Genomic DNA, 15017 nt, shown 5'->3' with positions numbered 1-15017 from the left:
ACGCTAGGGAGTAAGTGCGAAGCCAGGTTGCCGGGCAAGGTCACGTGGGGAGTGCATGGCGTGTCGGGCGGCGATGCTGGTCCCTGGGGAAAACACCAGAACACTTTGCGGTGACCAGCCCAGGCCCTGAGTGCCGCTGCCGCTCAGCCGTCCTGGTGGCCTCGGGCGGCCACCCTGAACTGCTCCAACTCCTCCTCGGTCAGGTCAACTTCATGCTCATCGTCGGAATCGAGGGTATCGTCCGTGGGGAGCCGGAGAGTCATCGTGGCGCCTCCGCCGGGAGTCTCCGAATGACGGACGCTGCCGCCGTGTTGGGCGGCTATAGCCGCGCATATGGCCAGCCCCAGTCCGGTACCACCGGTTTCGCGCTGACGGGAGTTGTCAGCCCGGTAGAACCGCTCAAAGATCTTTTCGGCATCTTCAGGGTCAATACCTTCACCATGGTCACGGACCTCCAAGACGGACTCAACTGCGCCCTCAACAAGACTGTCAGTGCCCACCGCAAGCTCCATGGGAGTGCCCTCCGGGGTGTAGCGCAGAGCATTCGTCACCAGGTTCGTGACGATTTGGCGGATCCGGCCCTCGTCGCCGATGACCGGGGCAGGTGACGGCGAGCCTCCGTCGAGTCCAATGACCTTAACCTCACGGTCTGGCGCATTGACCGTCATATCCATCACTGCCTCATGGGCGATGATGTTCAGATCCAGGGGCTTCTGCTCCAGAGCGCGCTGCTCGTTCAGGCGAGCCAATGTGAGCATGTCTTCGACGAGCTGACCGAGCCGGGTAGCCTCCGACTCGATCCGCCCCATAGCTGTGCCCACGGCCTCTGGGTTGTCGTTCAGGCCGCCCTGACGGTACAGCTCAGAGAATCCCCTGATTGTGACCAGTGGGGTGCGAAGCTCGTGGGAAGCATCCTGAATGAAACGGCGCATTTTATCTTCCGAGGCTTCCTTCTGCGCGAAGGCCTGCTCAATATGCTCCAACATGACGTTGAGCGCCGTGGCCAGACGACCGATCTCTGTTTCCGGTGGCGCAGTGGTATGGACGCGCTGAGCGAAGTCACCCTCAGCGATTGCCGCTGCAGTCTTTTCCACCCGGAGTAAGGGCCTGAACGCTCTCGTAGTCAGCGAATAGGCGATGATCGACGCGCCAAGCGTGGCTAAGAGGCCGATCGTGGCCACCAGGAAGCTCGCGCGCTCCACCGAGGTCTCAACGTTTTCCAGAGGTAGGGCAATAATGACGGTTTCTTCCCCGTGCATCAGGGGGTGAGCCTGAACTCTGAAGCCTCGGGAGTTTTCCAGTGTGCCCGGAACATTGAACGACTCGGGACCGAGCTCCGCTGCTTCTTCGGGGGTCACCTGAGGTATCTGCGGAACATCTAAGGATTCGCTGTTGCTCGTCCGTAGAGACAGTCCCGGTATGGGTGCGCCCTCATCGTCAAGCATCCATCCGTAGAACCGGAAGATCGACTGGAACTCAGCCCAGGTGGGCCGAGGCCCTTCGGCCTCCTCGAATTCATCACTGCGGATGTCCTCGAAATAGTAGGCCAGTGCTTGGGCGTTGCTGCGCAGATCCTCGTCCACACTTCGCAGGAGCTCCTGCCTGTAAAGCGAGGCGGAGACGAACGTGGTCACGACAAGCGTCAGAAGTAATAGACCTGAGGTGATGGTGACCAGTTGGCTTCGCAGAGAAGTTCTCCGCCAAGCTCGCGAGATCGCGGAGAACAGACGCATAGACAAAAGTTTAGGCCCTCAGTGCAACCCGATGTGACTGAACCCGGGCGGTAAAGCGTCGTCGTGCTTTGAGGTTATGACGAGGTGGTGGCACCCTGAGAGCGTTGACGGCGCTCCCAGGTCTGCAGCACATAACCTACTCCGCGTTTGGTCTGGATAGCCGGCGCACCTTCGGCACCTGATTCGATCTTTCGGCGAAGATACGAGATGTAGGACTCCACGATGGAGGCATCGCCATTGAAGTTGTACTCCCACACATGGTCCAAGATCTGCTGCTTGGACAGGACCCGGTTAGGGTTCATCATCAAATAGCGCAAGAGTTTGAACTCCGTGGGGGAGAGCTCGATGATCTCACCCTCGTGGCGCACCTCGTGCGCGTCGTCGTCGAGCTCGAGATTATCGATTCGGATGACCGCGTCTTCGTCATCGTATGGAGCGGTGCGCCGCAGCACAGCTTTGATGCGAGCAACGACCTCGTCAAGCGAGAAGGGTTTGGTGACGTAATCATCGCCACCGACTGTGAGACCGGTGATCTTGTCGTCGGTGTCATCGCGTGCCGTGAGAAACAGCACCGGGAAGTGTTTGCCTGAGGCGCGGAGTCTGCGGGTGACGGTGAACCCATCCATATCAGGCAGCATGACGTCCAAGACAGCCAGATCCGGCTGGAACTTCTCAGCGATGTCGAGGGCTTCACGCCCGTTTGCGGCAGCTGCTACATCAAAACCAGCAAAGCGAAGGCTCGTGGCGAGCAGCTCGCGGATATTGGGCTCATCGTCGACGACGAGCAACTTGGCTTCCGGAGTTTTATCAGTCACAAATTCCAGTATCAGCCCGCTCCCTGGAAGGCGGCTGGACATGCGCTGCATGAAACGTTGGCTGTCCTGAGGGTTGAGGTGGGGCGAGACTATTGGGCCCGGCGGCGTCCCAAGTTGATCAGAAGGTAGACGCACATCAGGACGAAGCCAAGTGGAAAACCCCACAGCGCAGCCCAGTACAGTCCTGAGTGGGGAACTGTTCCCGCGAAGTAAAAGCCAAGAATGGTGATAAGGGAGAGGAACGAGGCGCCGGTGATGATGACGCCCAGTATGAGAGAAGCGCGGGAGAGCACACCGGGTGTGGAGGCGAACATCTCCCAATTCTATCGCTGTTCGAATAGGGGTATTCTGGTATTCGCTCAAAAGGAGGTAGGACAGACGTGCCCACGGGAAAAGTTAAATGGTTCGACGCCGATAAAGGTTTCGGATTCGTCACCGGTGACAACGGTGAAGAGGTGTACCTTCACTCCTCAGCGCTGCCATCGTCGGTCAACGCGCTGAAGTCGGGGACCCGTTTGGAGTATGGAATCGCTGATGGGCGCCGAGGCAAACAGGCGCTGAGCGTGCGGCTGCTCAGTGAAGCTCCCTCAATGGTGCGGGCCACCCGGAAGCCCGCTGAAGAAATGGGTGAGCTGGTCCAGGACCTGGTCAACATGCTGGACAACACCACGAGTCAGCTGCGCAATGGCCACTACCCCAAACCCGAGCAGTCCAAAAAAATCGCCGCCCTGCTGCGCCGTGTAGCTGACGATTTCGATGCATGACCATGGTTTCTTATAAGAAGGACCCAGCTCTGGTTGAGGCAGTCAGTGTGGCTCGCGCGGCAATAGACGAGTTCGCGCCCAGCGATCAGATCGGTGAGCACCTTGGCGTTAAGGTCGATGGGGAGCGTCTCATCACGCACCGGTTCGCCGCGCACCGGCCGGGCTACAGAGGGTGGGAGTGGTTTGTGACTCTGGCTCGCGCTCCGCGCAGCAAGAAGATCACCGTCTGTGAGTTGGGCATGCTTCCTGGTGAGGATGCTCTCATTGCGCCGGAGTGGGTGCCCTGGTCCGAGCGGATTACTGATGAGGACAAGGGCCAGGCGGCTCAGGCGTCCAGCACGTAGTCAACACACTTCAGAAGTGCGCTGATGTCCTCTGGGTCGGTCGATACGAAGGTCGCGATCCGCAACTGGTTTCTGCCCAGCTTGCGGTAGGGCTCCACATCGACGATTCCGTTGGCCCTCAAAGTAGTCGCCACCGCAGCGGCATCCACAGCATCGGAAAAATCAACGGTCGTGATGACGTTGGACCGGTCTTCGGGCTGTTTGACGAACGGCGTAGCCAGACGGTGGCCCTCAGCCCACTCATAAACCCTGCGCGCCGATTCAGCGGTGCGGACTGCGGCGAACCCAAGGCCTCCAGAACTGTTGATCCAACGGATCTGTTCCTCCAGGGTGATCAGCGTCGCCAACGCAGGGGTGTTGTAGGTCTGGTTCTTCCGGGAGTTCTCTATCGCGGTCGTCAGGCTCAGGAAGTCCGGAATCCAACGCTGCGATGCGAGTTTCTCGGCTCGCTCCAGCGCAGCAGGGGACATGATGGCTACCCAGAGTCCGCCGTCGGAGGAGAAATTCTTCTGCGGAGCGAAGTAGTAGACGTCAGTATCGGCAATATTCACTGACAGGCCACCGGCGGCGGATGTCGCGTCAATAACCACCAGCGCGCCGTCGTCAGCTCCCTCTATACGGTGTACTGGCGCTGCGACACCGGTTGAGGTTTCGTTCTGCGGCCAGGCGTAGACATCGACACCTGATTCGGCCTGCGGTGAGGGACGGGTGCCGGGCTCGGAGGAAATGATTGAGCTGCGCTCAAGGAACGGGGCAGCATCTGTTGCCTGAGCAAACTTGCCACCGAATTCGCCGAAAGAGAGGTGCTGAGCTCTGGACTCCACGAGACCGAAGCTGGCGATATCCCAAAACGCAGTGGAACCTCCGACGCCGAGAACGACTTCATAGCCTTTTGGAAGTGTGAAGAGCTCACCGAGGCCCTCGCGGATGCTGCCGACCAGGTCCTTGACCGGAGCCTGGCGATGAGAGGTTCCCAATAGCCGCCTCCCGGCATCGGCCAGGGCCCGGACTTGCTCGGGGCGCACGCGGGAAGGACCAGCGCCGAATCGCCCGTCCTGGGGCAACAGTTCGGCGGGTATGGTGATGTTCTCAGGGCTCACATGCACTCCTCGGGTCAGGGCGGGTCTGCATGGACAGACGTATATATAGGGAACCGGATGGTGGAATTCTGTTGCACGGATATGCTGGACCGAGCACACCGTCCATCGGTGATCACAGTACCAAGGAGCGCAGACGTTGACTGATCTCATCGATACCACCGAGATGTATCTGCGGACGATTCTGGACCTCGAGGAGGAGGGGATCGTTCCGCTGCGGGCCCGCATTGCCGAACGTCTGGAGCATTCGGGACCCACGGTTTCCCAGACGGTGGCGCGCATGGAGCGCGACGGGCTGCTCTGGCTGACTGAATCGCGCCACCTAGAGCTCACCGAGGACGGGAGGGTCAGGGCGGTCCAAGTGATGCGTAAGCACCGTCTGGCTGAGCGGCTGCTCTCTGACGTGATTGGCCTGGACTGGCCTTACATCCATGAGGAAGCATGCCGCTGGGAGCATGTGATGAGTGAACGAGTCGAGCGGCGCCTAGTCGAGCTTCTGGATGATCCTGTCGTCTCCCCGTACGGCAATCCAATCCCGGGCTTAGAAGAGCTCGGTGTGAAGGTCGGAGCGCATCCGGCACAGTCAGCGCGTAAGAACCTGCTAGAGGTGGCAAAAGATCACGACGCCGGCACGGGAAGTTCCCTGTGGAAGGTCCAGCGACTTGCCGAATCTGTTCAGGTGGAGCCTGAGGTTTTGGGCCAGCTCTTGGAGGTTGGACTCCGCCCTGGAGTGGCCGTCGAAGTTACTGGGCTGAGCGAGGCGTATGCGGAGCTCGTAGTCACCCATGAGATAGAGGGCAGGCTTGAGGTTGAGCTGCCATTGGAGATCGCTCAGCACATTTTCGTTCACCAAGACGACTGAGACGTTCCGCACAGATGGCGCTCTGCGCTGTCGCGCATTACGGTTCTGTGACAGAATCATGCGCTGAATCCATTGGTTTTCTTAACCTCCGTGACCTAAGCGTGACATTTATATCGATCTGTTATAAAGTCGGTCGCGTGCTTGGGGCAGTTGTTAGAAATGCCACGAAATCCTCTGGCAGGCGCCAACCCTGCATGTCAGCCGGAGGAATGTTCGTATAACTACCGCCCACTGCAGGGAAAGGTTTTATTCACGTGACAGATAACAACACTTTCGTATCGCGTCGTGACCGTCGCGCCCAAAAGAGCGCCGGCTCAAAGACTGCAGGCCGGACCGCTGCTGCAGTGCTGGCCTCCGCGGGCCTCGTCATCGGCACGGGTGTAGCAGCAAGCGCTGATGCATCTGCCACAGAGGGTCGGGCCTTGACCACGATCGACGTGGACGCAGCTACATTGAGCGTCGAGCGCGCCAGTGTCCAGTCGGCTTCCACGGTCAGCGCACCAGCAGAGGTCAGCTTCGACCGCCCCGCTTTCTCCTCAGAGAGCATTCCGGAGCCGGAGCCGGAGCCAGAGCCAGAGCCTGCTCCCGAGCCTGAAGCCGCCCCTGAGCCGGCAGCCGAAGAGGCACCAGCTCAGACCGCCGAACAGCCTGCGCAGGAAGCGCCGCAGACCGGGCAGAGCAGCCAGCCGGCCCAGAGCTCGAACGAGGGTGGCACATCGTCCAGCCAGTCCAGCTCCTCGAACCAGTCCAGCTCATCCTCCTCCCAGCCCGGCTCGTCCAGCCAGTCAGGCTCATCGAGCCAGTCCAGCTCGTCGGGGCAGTCTGCTCCCTCATCGAGCTCAGGAGGACGCGGCGGCGTCGTCTCTGCTGCCTACTCAACACTTGGCACGCCCCACGTGATGGGTGGCACCACGCCAGGCTCCGGAATCGACTGCTCAGGCATGATTCAGTACGCCTACGCTCAGGCCGGCATCAGCGTTCCAAGGACTACCCACGGCATGGCATCACTGCCACGCGTATCGAGCCCGCAGCCAGGAGACATCGTGTTGTCCAACGGCAACTCCCACGGTGGCATCTACGTCGGTAACGGTCAGGTCATCTCGACCACCGCCTCCGCTGGTGTGCGAGTTCACGGAATCAACGATGGCTGGCACAACGTGACCAGCATTCACCGTCCTGGCTAAAGCCGGCAGACCTTAAGTACTCCACGCGTGTGGGGCGCAGCTCTTATTGAGCTGCGCCCCACACGCGTTTCTACACCGAATTCTTAAGTCACAGATCGGCCACGTTGGTCGGCTGACCTGGCCTGAAAGCAGCAGGACAATCAGCTCACGCCCAGGTCTAGTGATGCAAAAGTTACGGACCCCGTGACCTAAATGTGACATCGAGACTGTTCTGTTATAAAGTCTTCCCGTGATGATCGAACAGACCTCAACTCAGACCCGGCGAGAGCGCCGCATGGCTGCTGAAGCCCACGGTCGCCGCACCGCCAAAGCCCGCGCTGCCAAGACAGGACGCAAGGTTGGCGTTGTGCTCGGAACCTCCGGACTGTTGCTGACCACCTCGGTGGCTGCGATGGCCGATGGTGACGCTCAGTCTGAAGGACGCGCCCAGGCAACTCTGGCAGTTGAACCTGCAGGTGGGACCGAGCTGGTGGCCCACGCCGCCCCAGCGGCTGTCACTGCATCAGCCGAGGTGGAGCTGGCCTTCGATCGCCCAGCAGTCAGCACAGAGGGCCCTGAAGAGGCAACCGTCAGCACCGAAACTGCAGAGCCGGCCACCTCTGAGGGCGCCGAGCAGGCTGCTACAGAGACTGCGGAAGCTGCACAGCCCGCTGAAGCACCAGCTGCTGAGACCGCAGAGGTTTCCCAGGCAGCCACCAGCACTGTGGAGGCAGAGCCAGCCCCGGCAGCCAACAGCTCCGTCATCAGCGCCGCTTACAGTGCTATCGGCACTCCTTACCTGTGGGCCGGATCAACACTTGGGGGCATGGACTGCTCCGGATTTATCAACTGGGCCTACGCGCAAGCCGGACAGCCTCTTCCCGGCGGCGCACGCAGTACTCACGGCATGTTGGCTTCTTTCCCCCGTGTGTCGTCGCCACAGCCCGGAGATATCGTTGTGGTGAGTGGCATCCGCAGCCAGTATCACGCAGGTATCTACGTCGGTAACGGACAGATGATCGGCGCACTCGCCGCGTCTGGCGTGACCACTCACGGTTACCATGATAGCTGGCACAACGTTATTGCAATCCTTAGGCCGAGCTAGGTCCGCACGACTCAAAATTTCTATGCCTGTGGGGCGCGACTCAGTTCGAGTCGCACCCCACAGGCATTTCTGATTAACCGCAGAACGTCGGAAGCCACGCAGGGGTTTATAGTGATTTGGGGACAACCCGCCATGAGAGAAGCGCGACACACGGTGAGAAGACCCGAGGAACTGCGATGCGAACCTTGGTGCTCAATGCAGGCTATGAGCCGCTGAACGTGGTGACATCACGCCGCGCGGCAGTCCTTGTCATGCGCGGAAAAGCTAGTGTCCTGGCCGAGGACGGCAGCCCGATTGTGTCTCCATCAGCACTCATTCCCCGTCCAGCCGTGATCCTGCTGCATCAGTATGTGCGAGTGGTCCGCACGAGCCCAGGGGCCCCCTCGCGTCGCGGAATTCTTCGCCGCGACCGCCGGCAATGTGGTTACTGCGGGAGATCTGCCGCCACAGTGGACCATGTGATCCCGAAATCACGTGGCGGAGACTCAAGTTGGGAGAACCTGCTTGCCTGCTGTGGACCGTGCAATGTTCGTAAGGGTGACAAGACTCTCGATCAGCTGGGGTGGAAGCTTCTGATTACCCCTCGAGTTCCACCTCACCATATGTGGCTTCCCGCCGAACTAGACGCGCCACGCGACGTGTGGATGCCCTTCCTCGATCCCTCAGCGCTCTCAGCCTGAAGGCCTTTCTGCGCTCATGCGTCACGGCGAGACGGACTTGAAGGACACGAATATTGGCCTCATCCAATACGTAGCGTAGGCTAGATACATTGAACGTCATTGCTTTACCCCAGTGGCCTCAACAATACTCCACACTGACCTGGCCTGGTTGGTGTGGTCCAGCACCGTGAATCTATCGGTGCATCGCAAGTAACACAGTAGTTAGGAACACACATGGCCACTGGCACCGTGAAATGGTTTAACGCCGAAAAGGGATACGGCTTCATCGCCCCCTCAGACGGTTCGGACGACGTTTTCGTCCACTACAGCGCAATTGAGCCCGGCAACGGTGGGTTCAAGACTCTCGAAGAGAACCAGCAGGTTCAGTTCGAGACTGCATCCGGCCCCAAGGGCCTGCAGGCGGAGAACGTCAGCGCTGTCTGACCCCCACTCTTCCTAAGGACCGGCCCCCGGCCCGCCATTGAGGCGGCACCGGGGGCCGACTCCGTTAAGCCGCTTCCACCATTGAGTATTCTGAAGGTGTACGCCACAGACTTACCGGAGGAAAGACATGCGTATCCGCCAGGGCCCCGACCACAACAGCCTGGAACTGCACAGCGGAACGGCCACGGTTTTCCAGATGGTGTTCGGACTGGGGTTCGGAGTCGTAGGGTTCCTCTTCGCTGCATCGGTCACCAGCACGATCTTCTTCTCTCACCGTGCGACAGGCATGAGCTCTGACCCGTGGTGGGTTCTGCTGCTCCCCCTCATCTTCCTCATCGTCGGTATCTCAGTTGCGGGAAGCGGGGCAAAATCCGCACTCGTCTGCAGAGATTCGGGCCCAGCGAAGTCCACACTCGTCAATGGTTCGGTCTGAAGCGGAATGACGAGACCTTCGATGCCGCACATGGGCACCATCTGGCACTGCATACGGATGAGCGCATCCGGCGCAATAAGAATGGAAGCACCCGGTACCGCATCTCCACACTCGCACTCGTGACCCGTGACGGAGCAGAGGTGGTCATAGGTAAACAGCAACGCAGTGGCCTTGGCGGAAACCAGCCTCTTTTGGAACAGGCTGGGGAACTCTCCCACTTCCTCGGACTGCCTCTGGAGCGGACCGGCTACGGAGCTCCGGTGGGCTACGACATTCCCCCTGATGGGTTTACTGGAGCACCTCAACCGCCCCACTCCGGGTTTCACCACGGGGGCCAGCCGCCGCAAGCCGGCGGTGGATTACCCAATTGGGTGCGAGGCGAGGGCAACCACAGCTGAGCTGCGGTTCAGTCCTGGGGAGCAGTTGCTGAGAGCGCGTCGAGAAACCCGATAACAATTTCTCGTTCCTCCGCGGTCAGTGAGGCTGCCACATTGAAACGACCCGCGTGCGTGCGGCCCACAGCTTTCCTGGCGGCGCTGCGGGTCTCCTCCGTCGCTTCGATAGCAGTGCTCCTGCGGTCCAGCGGGTGAGGGAGCCTGCGAATATGGTCTCGATCAGCTAAACGGTCAAGGACTTTGGTGACAGCAGCGGTTGAGATTCCCAGGTGGTGTGCCAATTCGCTGGGGGTGGCGAGTTGACCATTGACCTGGCAGGCGATGATGTACCGAAGGGCACGCATATCCGTCTCGCCAAGGTCCATATCCCTTCGAGCTTTTTCGCTCATGCTCCGCTCGGCGTTGTGCCAGCGCCTGAGTGATTCCAGCACCCGGACAGTCTGATTCAGGTCATCACTATCGAGCCACCTATGCTTGACCATTTCCTCGCCGGGGTCAAGCAATCGGGGGTCAATCATGGAGAACTCCTCGCCGTTCCCATGCCCTGATCGATTCTTCGCCATAAGTCTTCCCTGGGTTACTATTAGATGAGCACAATGCTAACTAAGTTAACTATAGGGGTGCTGCCTACATGCAGAGCTCAGCAAGTCACGTCGTGCTCCTCACCGACAACGGTGAGCCCTGCGGCACGGAACTCAAAGAGCGAGTCCACTCGGACCAAACACCATTACATCTCGGTTTCTCCTGTCATGTTCTGAACTCTTCCGGAGAAGTCCTGGTCACCCGCCGTGCACTGGAGAAGCGCACCTGGCCAGGGGTCTGGACCAACTCATTCTGCGGCCACCCGCAGCCATCCGAAGATATCCAAGATGCTGTGCGTCGGCACGCGGCGCACGAGTTGGGGATGGACGTGGACGAGGTGTCATTGGAGCTTCCTGATTTTCAGTATCGCGCCACTGACGCCTCGGGAATCGTGGAAAACGAAATCTGTCCTGTATTCACCGCTGTTGCCGGCACCGAGACGAAGCCGAACGCCAGTGAAGTGGCAGAAATGAGGTGGGTGCGGCCAGAAAACCTCGCTGCTGCCGTGGCTGCAACTCCTTGGGCCTTCTCCCCATGGCTGGTCAGCCAACTACCGCAGCTGTCCCTCTACCGGGACGGTGAAGGCGCACCGTCGATCGGCCGGAGCCAATTGTGAAGGAGCCTCAGTACTCCACACATTTGGGCCAGTACTCACGCACTGCCGAGCGAGCCTCCTCTCGGGTAATCCGTGAGTACTCCACCTCTTTCGGTCTGGCCACACGACTGCTGCCGGCCAGTGCCCGCGCTGGTATTTGCAACGTCTACGCTCTGGTCCGTATCGCCGACGAGATTGTGGACGGAACTGCGGAGGAAGCCGGTCTCGATGGCACTCTGCGCCGCGAGGTGCTGGACGCACTCGAAACGGAGACCCTTTCAGCCCTTGAGTGTGGATTCAGCTCGAATCTCGTTGTTCACTCCTTTGCTCTCACCGGCCGTGAGACCGGTATTGAGGACGCTTTGGTGCGCGCTTTTTTCCGCTCCATGCGGCACGACCTCGATCCAGTGGTGTCGTTGAGTGAAGAGCAGTACAAAACATACGTCCATGGCTCAGCAGAGGCCGTGGGCCTGATGTGCTTGCGAGTCTTTCTCCAGGATCATGAGGTCACTGAGGGTGAACTGGTGCGTTTGGAGGCAGGCGCTTCGCGGCTGGGGGCCGCATTCCAGAAAATCAACTTTCTCCGCGACTTCGCCGAGGATTCGCAACGCCTGGGTCGTACGTACTTTCCGGGGACCGCACCAGGTGAACTCAATGACCACAGAAAGTCTGAGATTATCGCCGACATCGATGCTGATCTCGCAGAAGCTCGCAGAGTTCTGCCGTTGCTTCCCCCTGGACCGCGTCGTGCTACCGCACTGGCCGCGGCCCTCTTCACGGAGCTCAATGAACGACTACGACGCCTCGATGCTGAAGCGTTGCGCCACTGCCGAGTCTCCGTTCCCAACCGTGTCAAAGCGCGCATTCTTGCCGAGACTCTCATCCCCCTGACGTCAGGACGAGTCTCATGAAGCCCGGACACGCAACAGCACGCACCGCAGTAGTCATCGGAGGCGGATTTTCCGGGTTGGCCACAGCCGCCCTTCTGGCACGCGACGGGCTAGAGGTCACTCTGCTGGAAGCCCGGGATCAGCTCGGAGGACGGGCTGCAGAATGGAGTCATGACGGTTTCCGCTTTGAAACTGGTCCCTCCTGGTACCTGATGCCTGAAGTTTTCGAGCATTTCTTCAAGCTGTTCGGAACAACAGTCGACGAGGAACTCAACCTCCAAGAACTCGATCCCGCCTACCGGGTGTTTTTCGAAGGCCGGGAAGAAGCCTTCGACCTTCCAGCCCATGGAAGCCGTGAGGCACTGCTGTCTCTCGGTATCTCAGCCGAGGCGCTCGACAACTACCTAGCCTCAGCCGAGGAGACATACGAGCTGGCCACCCAGAGGCTGCTGTACTCGACATTCTCCAGCGTGGGCGCATTTCTAGACCCCGTGCTGCTGCAGCGACTGCCACGCTTGCTGCGCCTGCTCACCGAGCCGCTCGACTCGTTCATCACACGGCATAGCAGCGATGATCGGCTGCAGAAGATACTCGGTTATCCCGCGGTGTTCCTGGGGACTTCGCCATCCGATGCACCGAGCCTCTACCACCTGATGAGCCACCTGGACATTACTCAGGGGGTGCTCTACCCCGAGGGCGGATTCAGCGCCGTGGTGGGGGCCGTGGCGCGTATGGCCGAGCAGCAGGGTGTCACCCTGCGCACAAGCAGCAGAGCACAGCACATCACCACGTCTAGAGGTCGCACCACCGGCGTTCACTTCACGGATGAGAACGGAACCCGTAAATTCCTCTCCGCCGATGTTGTCGTCTCCAGCGCTGATATGCACGTCACGGAGACCAAGCTGCTCTCACCACGTGACAGAACGCGGTCACAGCGCGCGTGGGAGGGCAAAGATCCTGGTCCCAGCGCCGTTCTGGCGCTGCTGGGAGTCAAGGGCGAGCTCCCCGAATTGGCCCATCACACGCTGCTGTTCACAGATGACTGGCAACAGGGCTTTGACGAAATCGCGGGAAAGATCCCACCAGCTGGTCCGCCACGGTCGATCTACGTGTGCCGTCCCAGTGCAACGGACGACGTCGCCCCCTCAGGTCACGAGAATCTGTTCGTCTTGGTCCCCTTGCGCGCTGATACCTCACTAGGATCCGGAGGAACGGACCGGGGCGGTGATGAGGCTGTGGAACGCATCGTCGATGAGTCTGTGCAGCAGATCTCTCAGTGGGCAGATATCCCGGATTTGGCTGAACGTATCGTCGTCAGGCGAAGCGTCGGGCCTCAAGACTTCGCCCAAGAGTTCGGTGCATGGCGAGGAGGGGCACTTGGCCCTGCACACACTCTGCGTCAGAGCGCCTTCTTCCGAGGCCCCATCACATCGCCGAAAGTCACAGGACTCTTCTATGCCGGATCGACGACGATGCCGGGCATCGGCGTGCCCATGTGCCTGATCAGTGCCGAGCTGGTTCTGAAGTCTGTGCGGGGAGACAAGAGCACGGGACCGGTGGAGGCTCTGCGTGCCCTTTGAGCCGACGAGCCTGCTCTACTTGGCGGCCCTGCTGATCTCAGCGGGGTGCATAATGCTCATCGACTGGCGCCACCGACTGTTCCTCTTCCGGGAGCCGCTGCGCGCGGTCATCATCCTCATCATCGGGGCAGTATTCTTTCTCCTGTGGGACGTCGCCGGGATCGCGCTGGGCATATTCTTCCAAGGCACAGGGCCGTACATGACAGGCATCATGCTGGGACCTGAGCTTCCCCTCGAAGAGCTAGTCTTCCTGCTGTTTCTCTGTCATGTCACCATGGTGCTCGTACTGGGGGCACAGCGAGTGCTGACGTGGAGGGCCACAGCATGACCTACGTCATTCTCTGTCTTGGGTTCCTTGCAGTAGCCGGTGTCATCGGGCTCTGGGCCCTCGCAGTTCACCGTCGCAGCAGGAAAGGCTCAGACTTCTCCTGGCAAGCAGTCCTAGCCGCTGCAGTGGTACTGCTGCTTCTGACGGCCGTCTTCGATAACGTCATCATCGGTGTCGGGCTCGTGGACTATTCTGACGAGCAGATTTCCGGTGTCAGGATCGGAGTGGCGCCGATCGAGGACTTCAGCTACTCGATTGCCGCTGTCATCATGCTTCCAGCGCTGTGGGTGCTCCTGGGACGTGTGCAAAGCCGCAGGAGCACTCATGCTCAGTGACATGCTTCGGTCCTCGCGCCCGGTGAGCTGGATCAATACCGCCTATCCGTTCGCTGTGGCTTACTTCGTAGTTGCGCAGACAGTGGATGCTGCTCTCATCATCGGCACCGTTTTCTTCCTCATTCCGTATAACTTGGCGATGTACGGCATCAACGACGTTTTCGACTACGCATCCGATAGTGCGAATCCCAGGAAAGGCGGGGCCGAGGGCGCCCTGCTCGCACCTCGGCTGCACAAACCAGTTCTGGTTGCCTCTGCGGGTGTATGCCTTCCATTCGTGGTGGCGTTGCTTCTGCTGGGGACTTGGCAGTCCTGGATGGTCTTGGGCATCAGCCTCTTCGCCGTTGTGGCCTATTCGGCGCCTCCGATGCGGTTCAAAGAGGTCCCGTTCCTGGACTCGCTGACCTCGAGTGTGCACTTCGTCAGCCCGGCTGCATATGGGCTTGTCTTGGCCGGAGCCAGCGTTGAGGCAGCGGTATTCGGCGTGCTTGGAGCTTTCCTGCTCTGGGGGATGGCCAGTCACGCATTTGGTGCCGTTCAAGACATCGGTCCGGACCGAGAAGCGGGAATCAGCTCCATCGCTACCGCGTTGGGCGCTCAGCGCACCGTCCGGCTCGCCCTGGGACTGTGGGTTGCAGCGGGCCTCCTCGTGGCGAGTGCAGGGTGGCCGGGGGCCCTGGCCGGCCTCTTGGCTCTTCCCTATCTTGCGGCGGCCGCACCCTACTGGAACCTCAGCGATGATCAGGCGCAGCGAGCCAACGGCGGGTGGAAACACTTCCTGTGGATCAACTACGCAGTCGGTGCGGCCCTGACTCTTCTCCTGATCGTAATATTCGGTTCTCCATGATGTGGCAGTTCACCGCGCGTGACTGTCTAGACCCCAACCCCTCGAC

20 protein-coding genes are annotated in these 15017 nt (G+C 60.1%); 15 read left to right on the top strand and 5 right to left on the bottom strand.

Annotated elements, in window-relative coordinates:
- Positions 1 to 143: 143 nt before the first annotated feature.
- The 3 genes from FEF26_RS05645 to FEF26_RS05635 form a co-directional block, all read right to left on the bottom strand.
- On the bottom strand, positions 144 to 1733 hold the full coding sequence (locus FEF26_RS05645) for a sensor histidine kinase (protein ID WP_138252564.1): 1590 nt from the start codon (positions 1731 to 1733) through the stop codon (positions 144 to 146).
- A gap of 74 nt (positions 1734 to 1807) precedes the next feature.
- Positions 1808 to 2548 (bottom strand): response regulator transcription factor, encoded by a 741-nt coding sequence (locus tag FEF26_RS05640; RefSeq protein ID WP_243730434.1) that lies wholly within the window; start codon positions 2546 to 2548, stop codon positions 1808 to 1810.
- A gap of 89 nt (positions 2549 to 2637) precedes the next feature.
- The gene (locus tag FEF26_RS05635) at positions 2638 to 2862 is read right to left on the bottom strand and encodes a hypothetical protein (RefSeq protein ID WP_138252562.1); all 225 of its coding nucleotides are present in this window, start codon (positions 2860 to 2862) and stop codon (positions 2638 to 2640) included.
- A 66-nt stretch (positions 2863 to 2928) separates the two neighbouring features.
- Between FEF26_RS05635 and FEF26_RS05630 the strand changes: the two genes are divergently transcribed.
- Positions 2929 to 3312, top strand: coding sequence for a cold-shock protein (locus tag FEF26_RS05630; RefSeq protein WP_138252561.1), 384 nt, complete (start codon positions 2929 to 2931; stop codon positions 3310 to 3312).
- Positions 3309 to 3656 carry a DUF3027 domain-containing protein gene (locus FEF26_RS05625; RefSeq protein WP_138252560.1) on the top strand — a complete coding sequence of 116 codons (348 nt, stop codon included), beginning with the start codon at positions 3309 to 3311 and terminating at the stop codon, positions 3654 to 3656. Before FEF26_RS05630 ends, FEF26_RS05625 begins: the two co-directional genes overlap by 4 nt.
- Here FEF26_RS05625 and serC read toward each other — a convergent pair.
- A complete protein-coding gene (gene serC / locus FEF26_RS05620; protein WP_138252559.1) occupies positions 3638 to 4756 on the bottom strand; it encodes a phosphoserine transaminase in 1119 nt (372 codons plus the stop codon). The genes FEF26_RS05625 and serC overlap by 19 nt on opposite strands.
- A gap of 136 nt (positions 4757 to 4892) precedes the next feature.
- On the opposite strand from serC, the gene FEF26_RS05615 reads away from it, so the two are divergent.
- The 7 genes from FEF26_RS05615 to FEF26_RS05585 all read left to right on the top strand — a co-directional run bounded on the left by FEF26_RS05615 (position 4893) and on the right by FEF26_RS05585 (position 9817).
- Complete coding sequence (locus FEF26_RS05615; protein ID WP_138252558.1) at positions 4893 to 5615, top strand: iron-dependent transcriptional repressor DtxR; 723 nt, start codon at positions 4893 to 4895, stop codon at positions 5613 to 5615.
- A gap of 254 nt (positions 5616 to 5869) precedes the next feature.
- Positions 5870 to 6799, top strand: coding sequence for a C40 family peptidase (locus FEF26_RS05610; protein ID WP_138252557.1), 930 nt, complete (start codon positions 5870 to 5872; stop codon positions 6797 to 6799).
- A gap of 232 nt (positions 6800 to 7031) precedes the next feature.
- A complete protein-coding gene (locus FEF26_RS05605; RefSeq protein ID WP_243730438.1) occupies positions 7032 to 7883 on the top strand; it encodes a C40 family peptidase in 852 nt (283 codons plus the stop codon).
- A 176-nt stretch (positions 7884 to 8059) separates the two neighbouring features.
- Positions 8060 to 8563, top strand: a complete 504-nt coding sequence (locus tag FEF26_RS05600) for an HNH endonuclease (RefSeq protein ID WP_138252555.1) — start codon at positions 8060 to 8062, stop codon at positions 8561 to 8563.
- A 213-nt stretch (positions 8564 to 8776) separates the two neighbouring features.
- A complete protein-coding gene (locus tag FEF26_RS05595) occupies positions 8777 to 8986 on the top strand; it encodes a cold-shock protein (RefSeq protein WP_138252554.1) in 210 nt (69 codons plus the stop codon).
- A gap of 127 nt (positions 8987 to 9113) precedes the next feature.
- The gene (locus FEF26_RS05590) at positions 9114 to 9419 is read left to right on the top strand and encodes a hypothetical protein (protein ID WP_138252553.1); all 306 of its coding nucleotides are present in this window, start codon (positions 9114 to 9116) and stop codon (positions 9417 to 9419) included.
- A 119-nt stretch (positions 9420 to 9538) separates the two neighbouring features.
- The gene (locus FEF26_RS05585; protein ID WP_138252552.1) at positions 9539 to 9817 is read left to right on the top strand and encodes a hypothetical protein; all 279 of its coding nucleotides are present in this window, start codon (positions 9539 to 9541) and stop codon (positions 9815 to 9817) included.
- A gap of 8 nt (positions 9818 to 9825) precedes the next feature.
- Here FEF26_RS05585 and FEF26_RS05580 read toward each other — a convergent pair whose 3' ends face one another.
- Positions 9826 to 10332 carry a MarR family winged helix-turn-helix transcriptional regulator gene (locus FEF26_RS05580; protein ID WP_138252551.1) on the bottom strand — a complete coding sequence of 169 codons (507 nt, stop codon included), beginning with the start codon at positions 10330 to 10332 and terminating at the stop codon, positions 9826 to 9828.
- Positions 10333 to 10445: 113 nt separating this feature from the next.
- Between FEF26_RS05580 and idi the strand changes: the two genes are divergently transcribed.
- Genes idi through FEF26_RS05555 form a run of 6 tightly spaced genes read left to right on the top strand, consistent with a single transcriptional unit; the run spans position 10446 to position 14971 of the window.
- Positions 10446 to 11012, top strand: a complete 567-nt coding sequence (idi, locus tag FEF26_RS05575; protein ID WP_138252550.1) for an isopentenyl-diphosphate Delta-isomerase — start codon at positions 10446 to 10448, stop codon at positions 11010 to 11012.
- Positions 11009 to 11902, top strand: a complete 894-nt coding sequence (locus tag FEF26_RS15685) for a phytoene/squalene synthase family protein (protein WP_166432926.1) — start codon at positions 11009 to 11011, stop codon at positions 11900 to 11902. The genes idi and FEF26_RS15685 overlap by 4 nt, the downstream gene beginning before the upstream one ends.
- The gene (gene crtI / locus FEF26_RS15680; protein WP_166432925.1) at positions 11899 to 13461 is read left to right on the top strand and encodes a phytoene desaturase family protein; all 1563 of its coding nucleotides are present in this window, start codon (positions 11899 to 11901) and stop codon (positions 13459 to 13461) included. Before FEF26_RS15685 ends, crtI begins: the two co-directional genes overlap by 4 nt.
- Positions 13451 to 13789 (top strand): lycopene cyclase domain-containing protein, encoded by a 339-nt coding sequence (locus FEF26_RS05565; protein WP_279536476.1) that lies wholly within the window; start codon positions 13451 to 13453, stop codon positions 13787 to 13789. Before crtI ends, FEF26_RS05565 begins: the two co-directional genes overlap by 11 nt.
- Positions 13786 to 14124 carry a lycopene cyclase domain-containing protein gene (locus FEF26_RS05560; RefSeq protein ID WP_138252549.1) on the top strand — a complete coding sequence of 113 codons (339 nt, stop codon included), beginning with the start codon at positions 13786 to 13788 and terminating at the stop codon, positions 14122 to 14124. The genes FEF26_RS05565 and FEF26_RS05560 overlap by 4 nt, the downstream gene beginning before the upstream one ends.
- The gene (locus FEF26_RS05555; protein ID WP_138252548.1) at positions 14114 to 14971 is read left to right on the top strand and encodes a prenyltransferase; all 858 of its coding nucleotides are present in this window, start codon (positions 14114 to 14116) and stop codon (positions 14969 to 14971) included. The genes FEF26_RS05560 and FEF26_RS05555 overlap by 11 nt, the downstream gene beginning before the upstream one ends.
- The last annotated feature ends 46 nt before the right edge of the window (positions 14972 to 15017 follow it).

The sequence above is a fragment of the Nesterenkonia salmonea genome, assembly GCF_005771525.1.
Taxonomy (GTDB): Bacteria; Actinomycetota; Actinomycetes; order Actinomycetales; family Micrococcaceae; genus Nesterenkonia; species Nesterenkonia salmonea.
Note: the sequence above shows the minus strand (reverse complement) of the source record. Positions and strands in the feature narration are given on the sequence as shown.

Bases quoted from the DNA above. Each gene is read 5' to 3' on its own strand.
- FEF26_RS05645 (WP_138252564.1), bottom strand. From the start codon at position 1,733: ATGCGTCTGTTCTCCGCGATCTCGCGAGCTTGGCGGAGAACTTCTCTG.
- FEF26_RS05635 (WP_138252562.1), bottom strand. From the start codon at position 2,862: ATGTTCGCCTCCACACCCGGTGTGCTCTCCCGCGCTTCTCTCATACTG.
- FEF26_RS05625 (WP_138252560.1), top strand. From the start codon at position 3,309: ATGACCATGGTTTCTTATAAGAAGGACCCAGCTCTGGTTGAGGCAGTC.
- FEF26_RS05605 (WP_243730438.1), top strand. From the start codon at position 7,032: ATGATCGAACAGACCTCAACTCAGACCCGGCGAGAGCGCCGCATGGCT.
- FEF26_RS05600 (WP_138252555.1), top strand. From the start codon at position 8,060: ATGCGAACCTTGGTGCTCAATGCAGGCTATGAGCCGCTGAACGTGGTG.
- FEF26_RS05595 (WP_138252554.1), top strand. From the start codon at position 8,777: ATGGCCACTGGCACCGTGAAATGGTTTAACGCCGAAAAGGGATACGGC.
- FEF26_RS05590 (WP_138252553.1), top strand. From the start codon at position 9,114: ATGCGTATCCGCCAGGGCCCCGACCACAACAGCCTGGAACTGCACAGC.
- FEF26_RS05580 (WP_138252551.1), bottom strand. From the start codon at position 10,332: ATGATTGACCCCCGATTGCTTGACCCCGGCGAGGAAATGGTCAAGCAT.
- idi (WP_138252550.1), top strand. From the start codon at position 10,446: ATGCAGAGCTCAGCAAGTCACGTCGTGCTCCTCACCGACAACGGTGAG.
- crtI (WP_166432925.1), top strand. From the start codon at position 11,899: ATGAAGCCCGGACACGCAACAGCACGCACCGCAGTAGTCATCGGAGGC.
- FEF26_RS05560 (WP_138252549.1), top strand. From the start codon at position 13,786: ATGACCTACGTCATTCTCTGTCTTGGGTTCCTTGCAGTAGCCGGTGTC.
- FEF26_RS05555 (WP_138252548.1), top strand. From the start codon at position 14,114: ATGCTCAGTGACATGCTTCGGTCCTCGCGCCCGGTGAGCTGGATCAAT.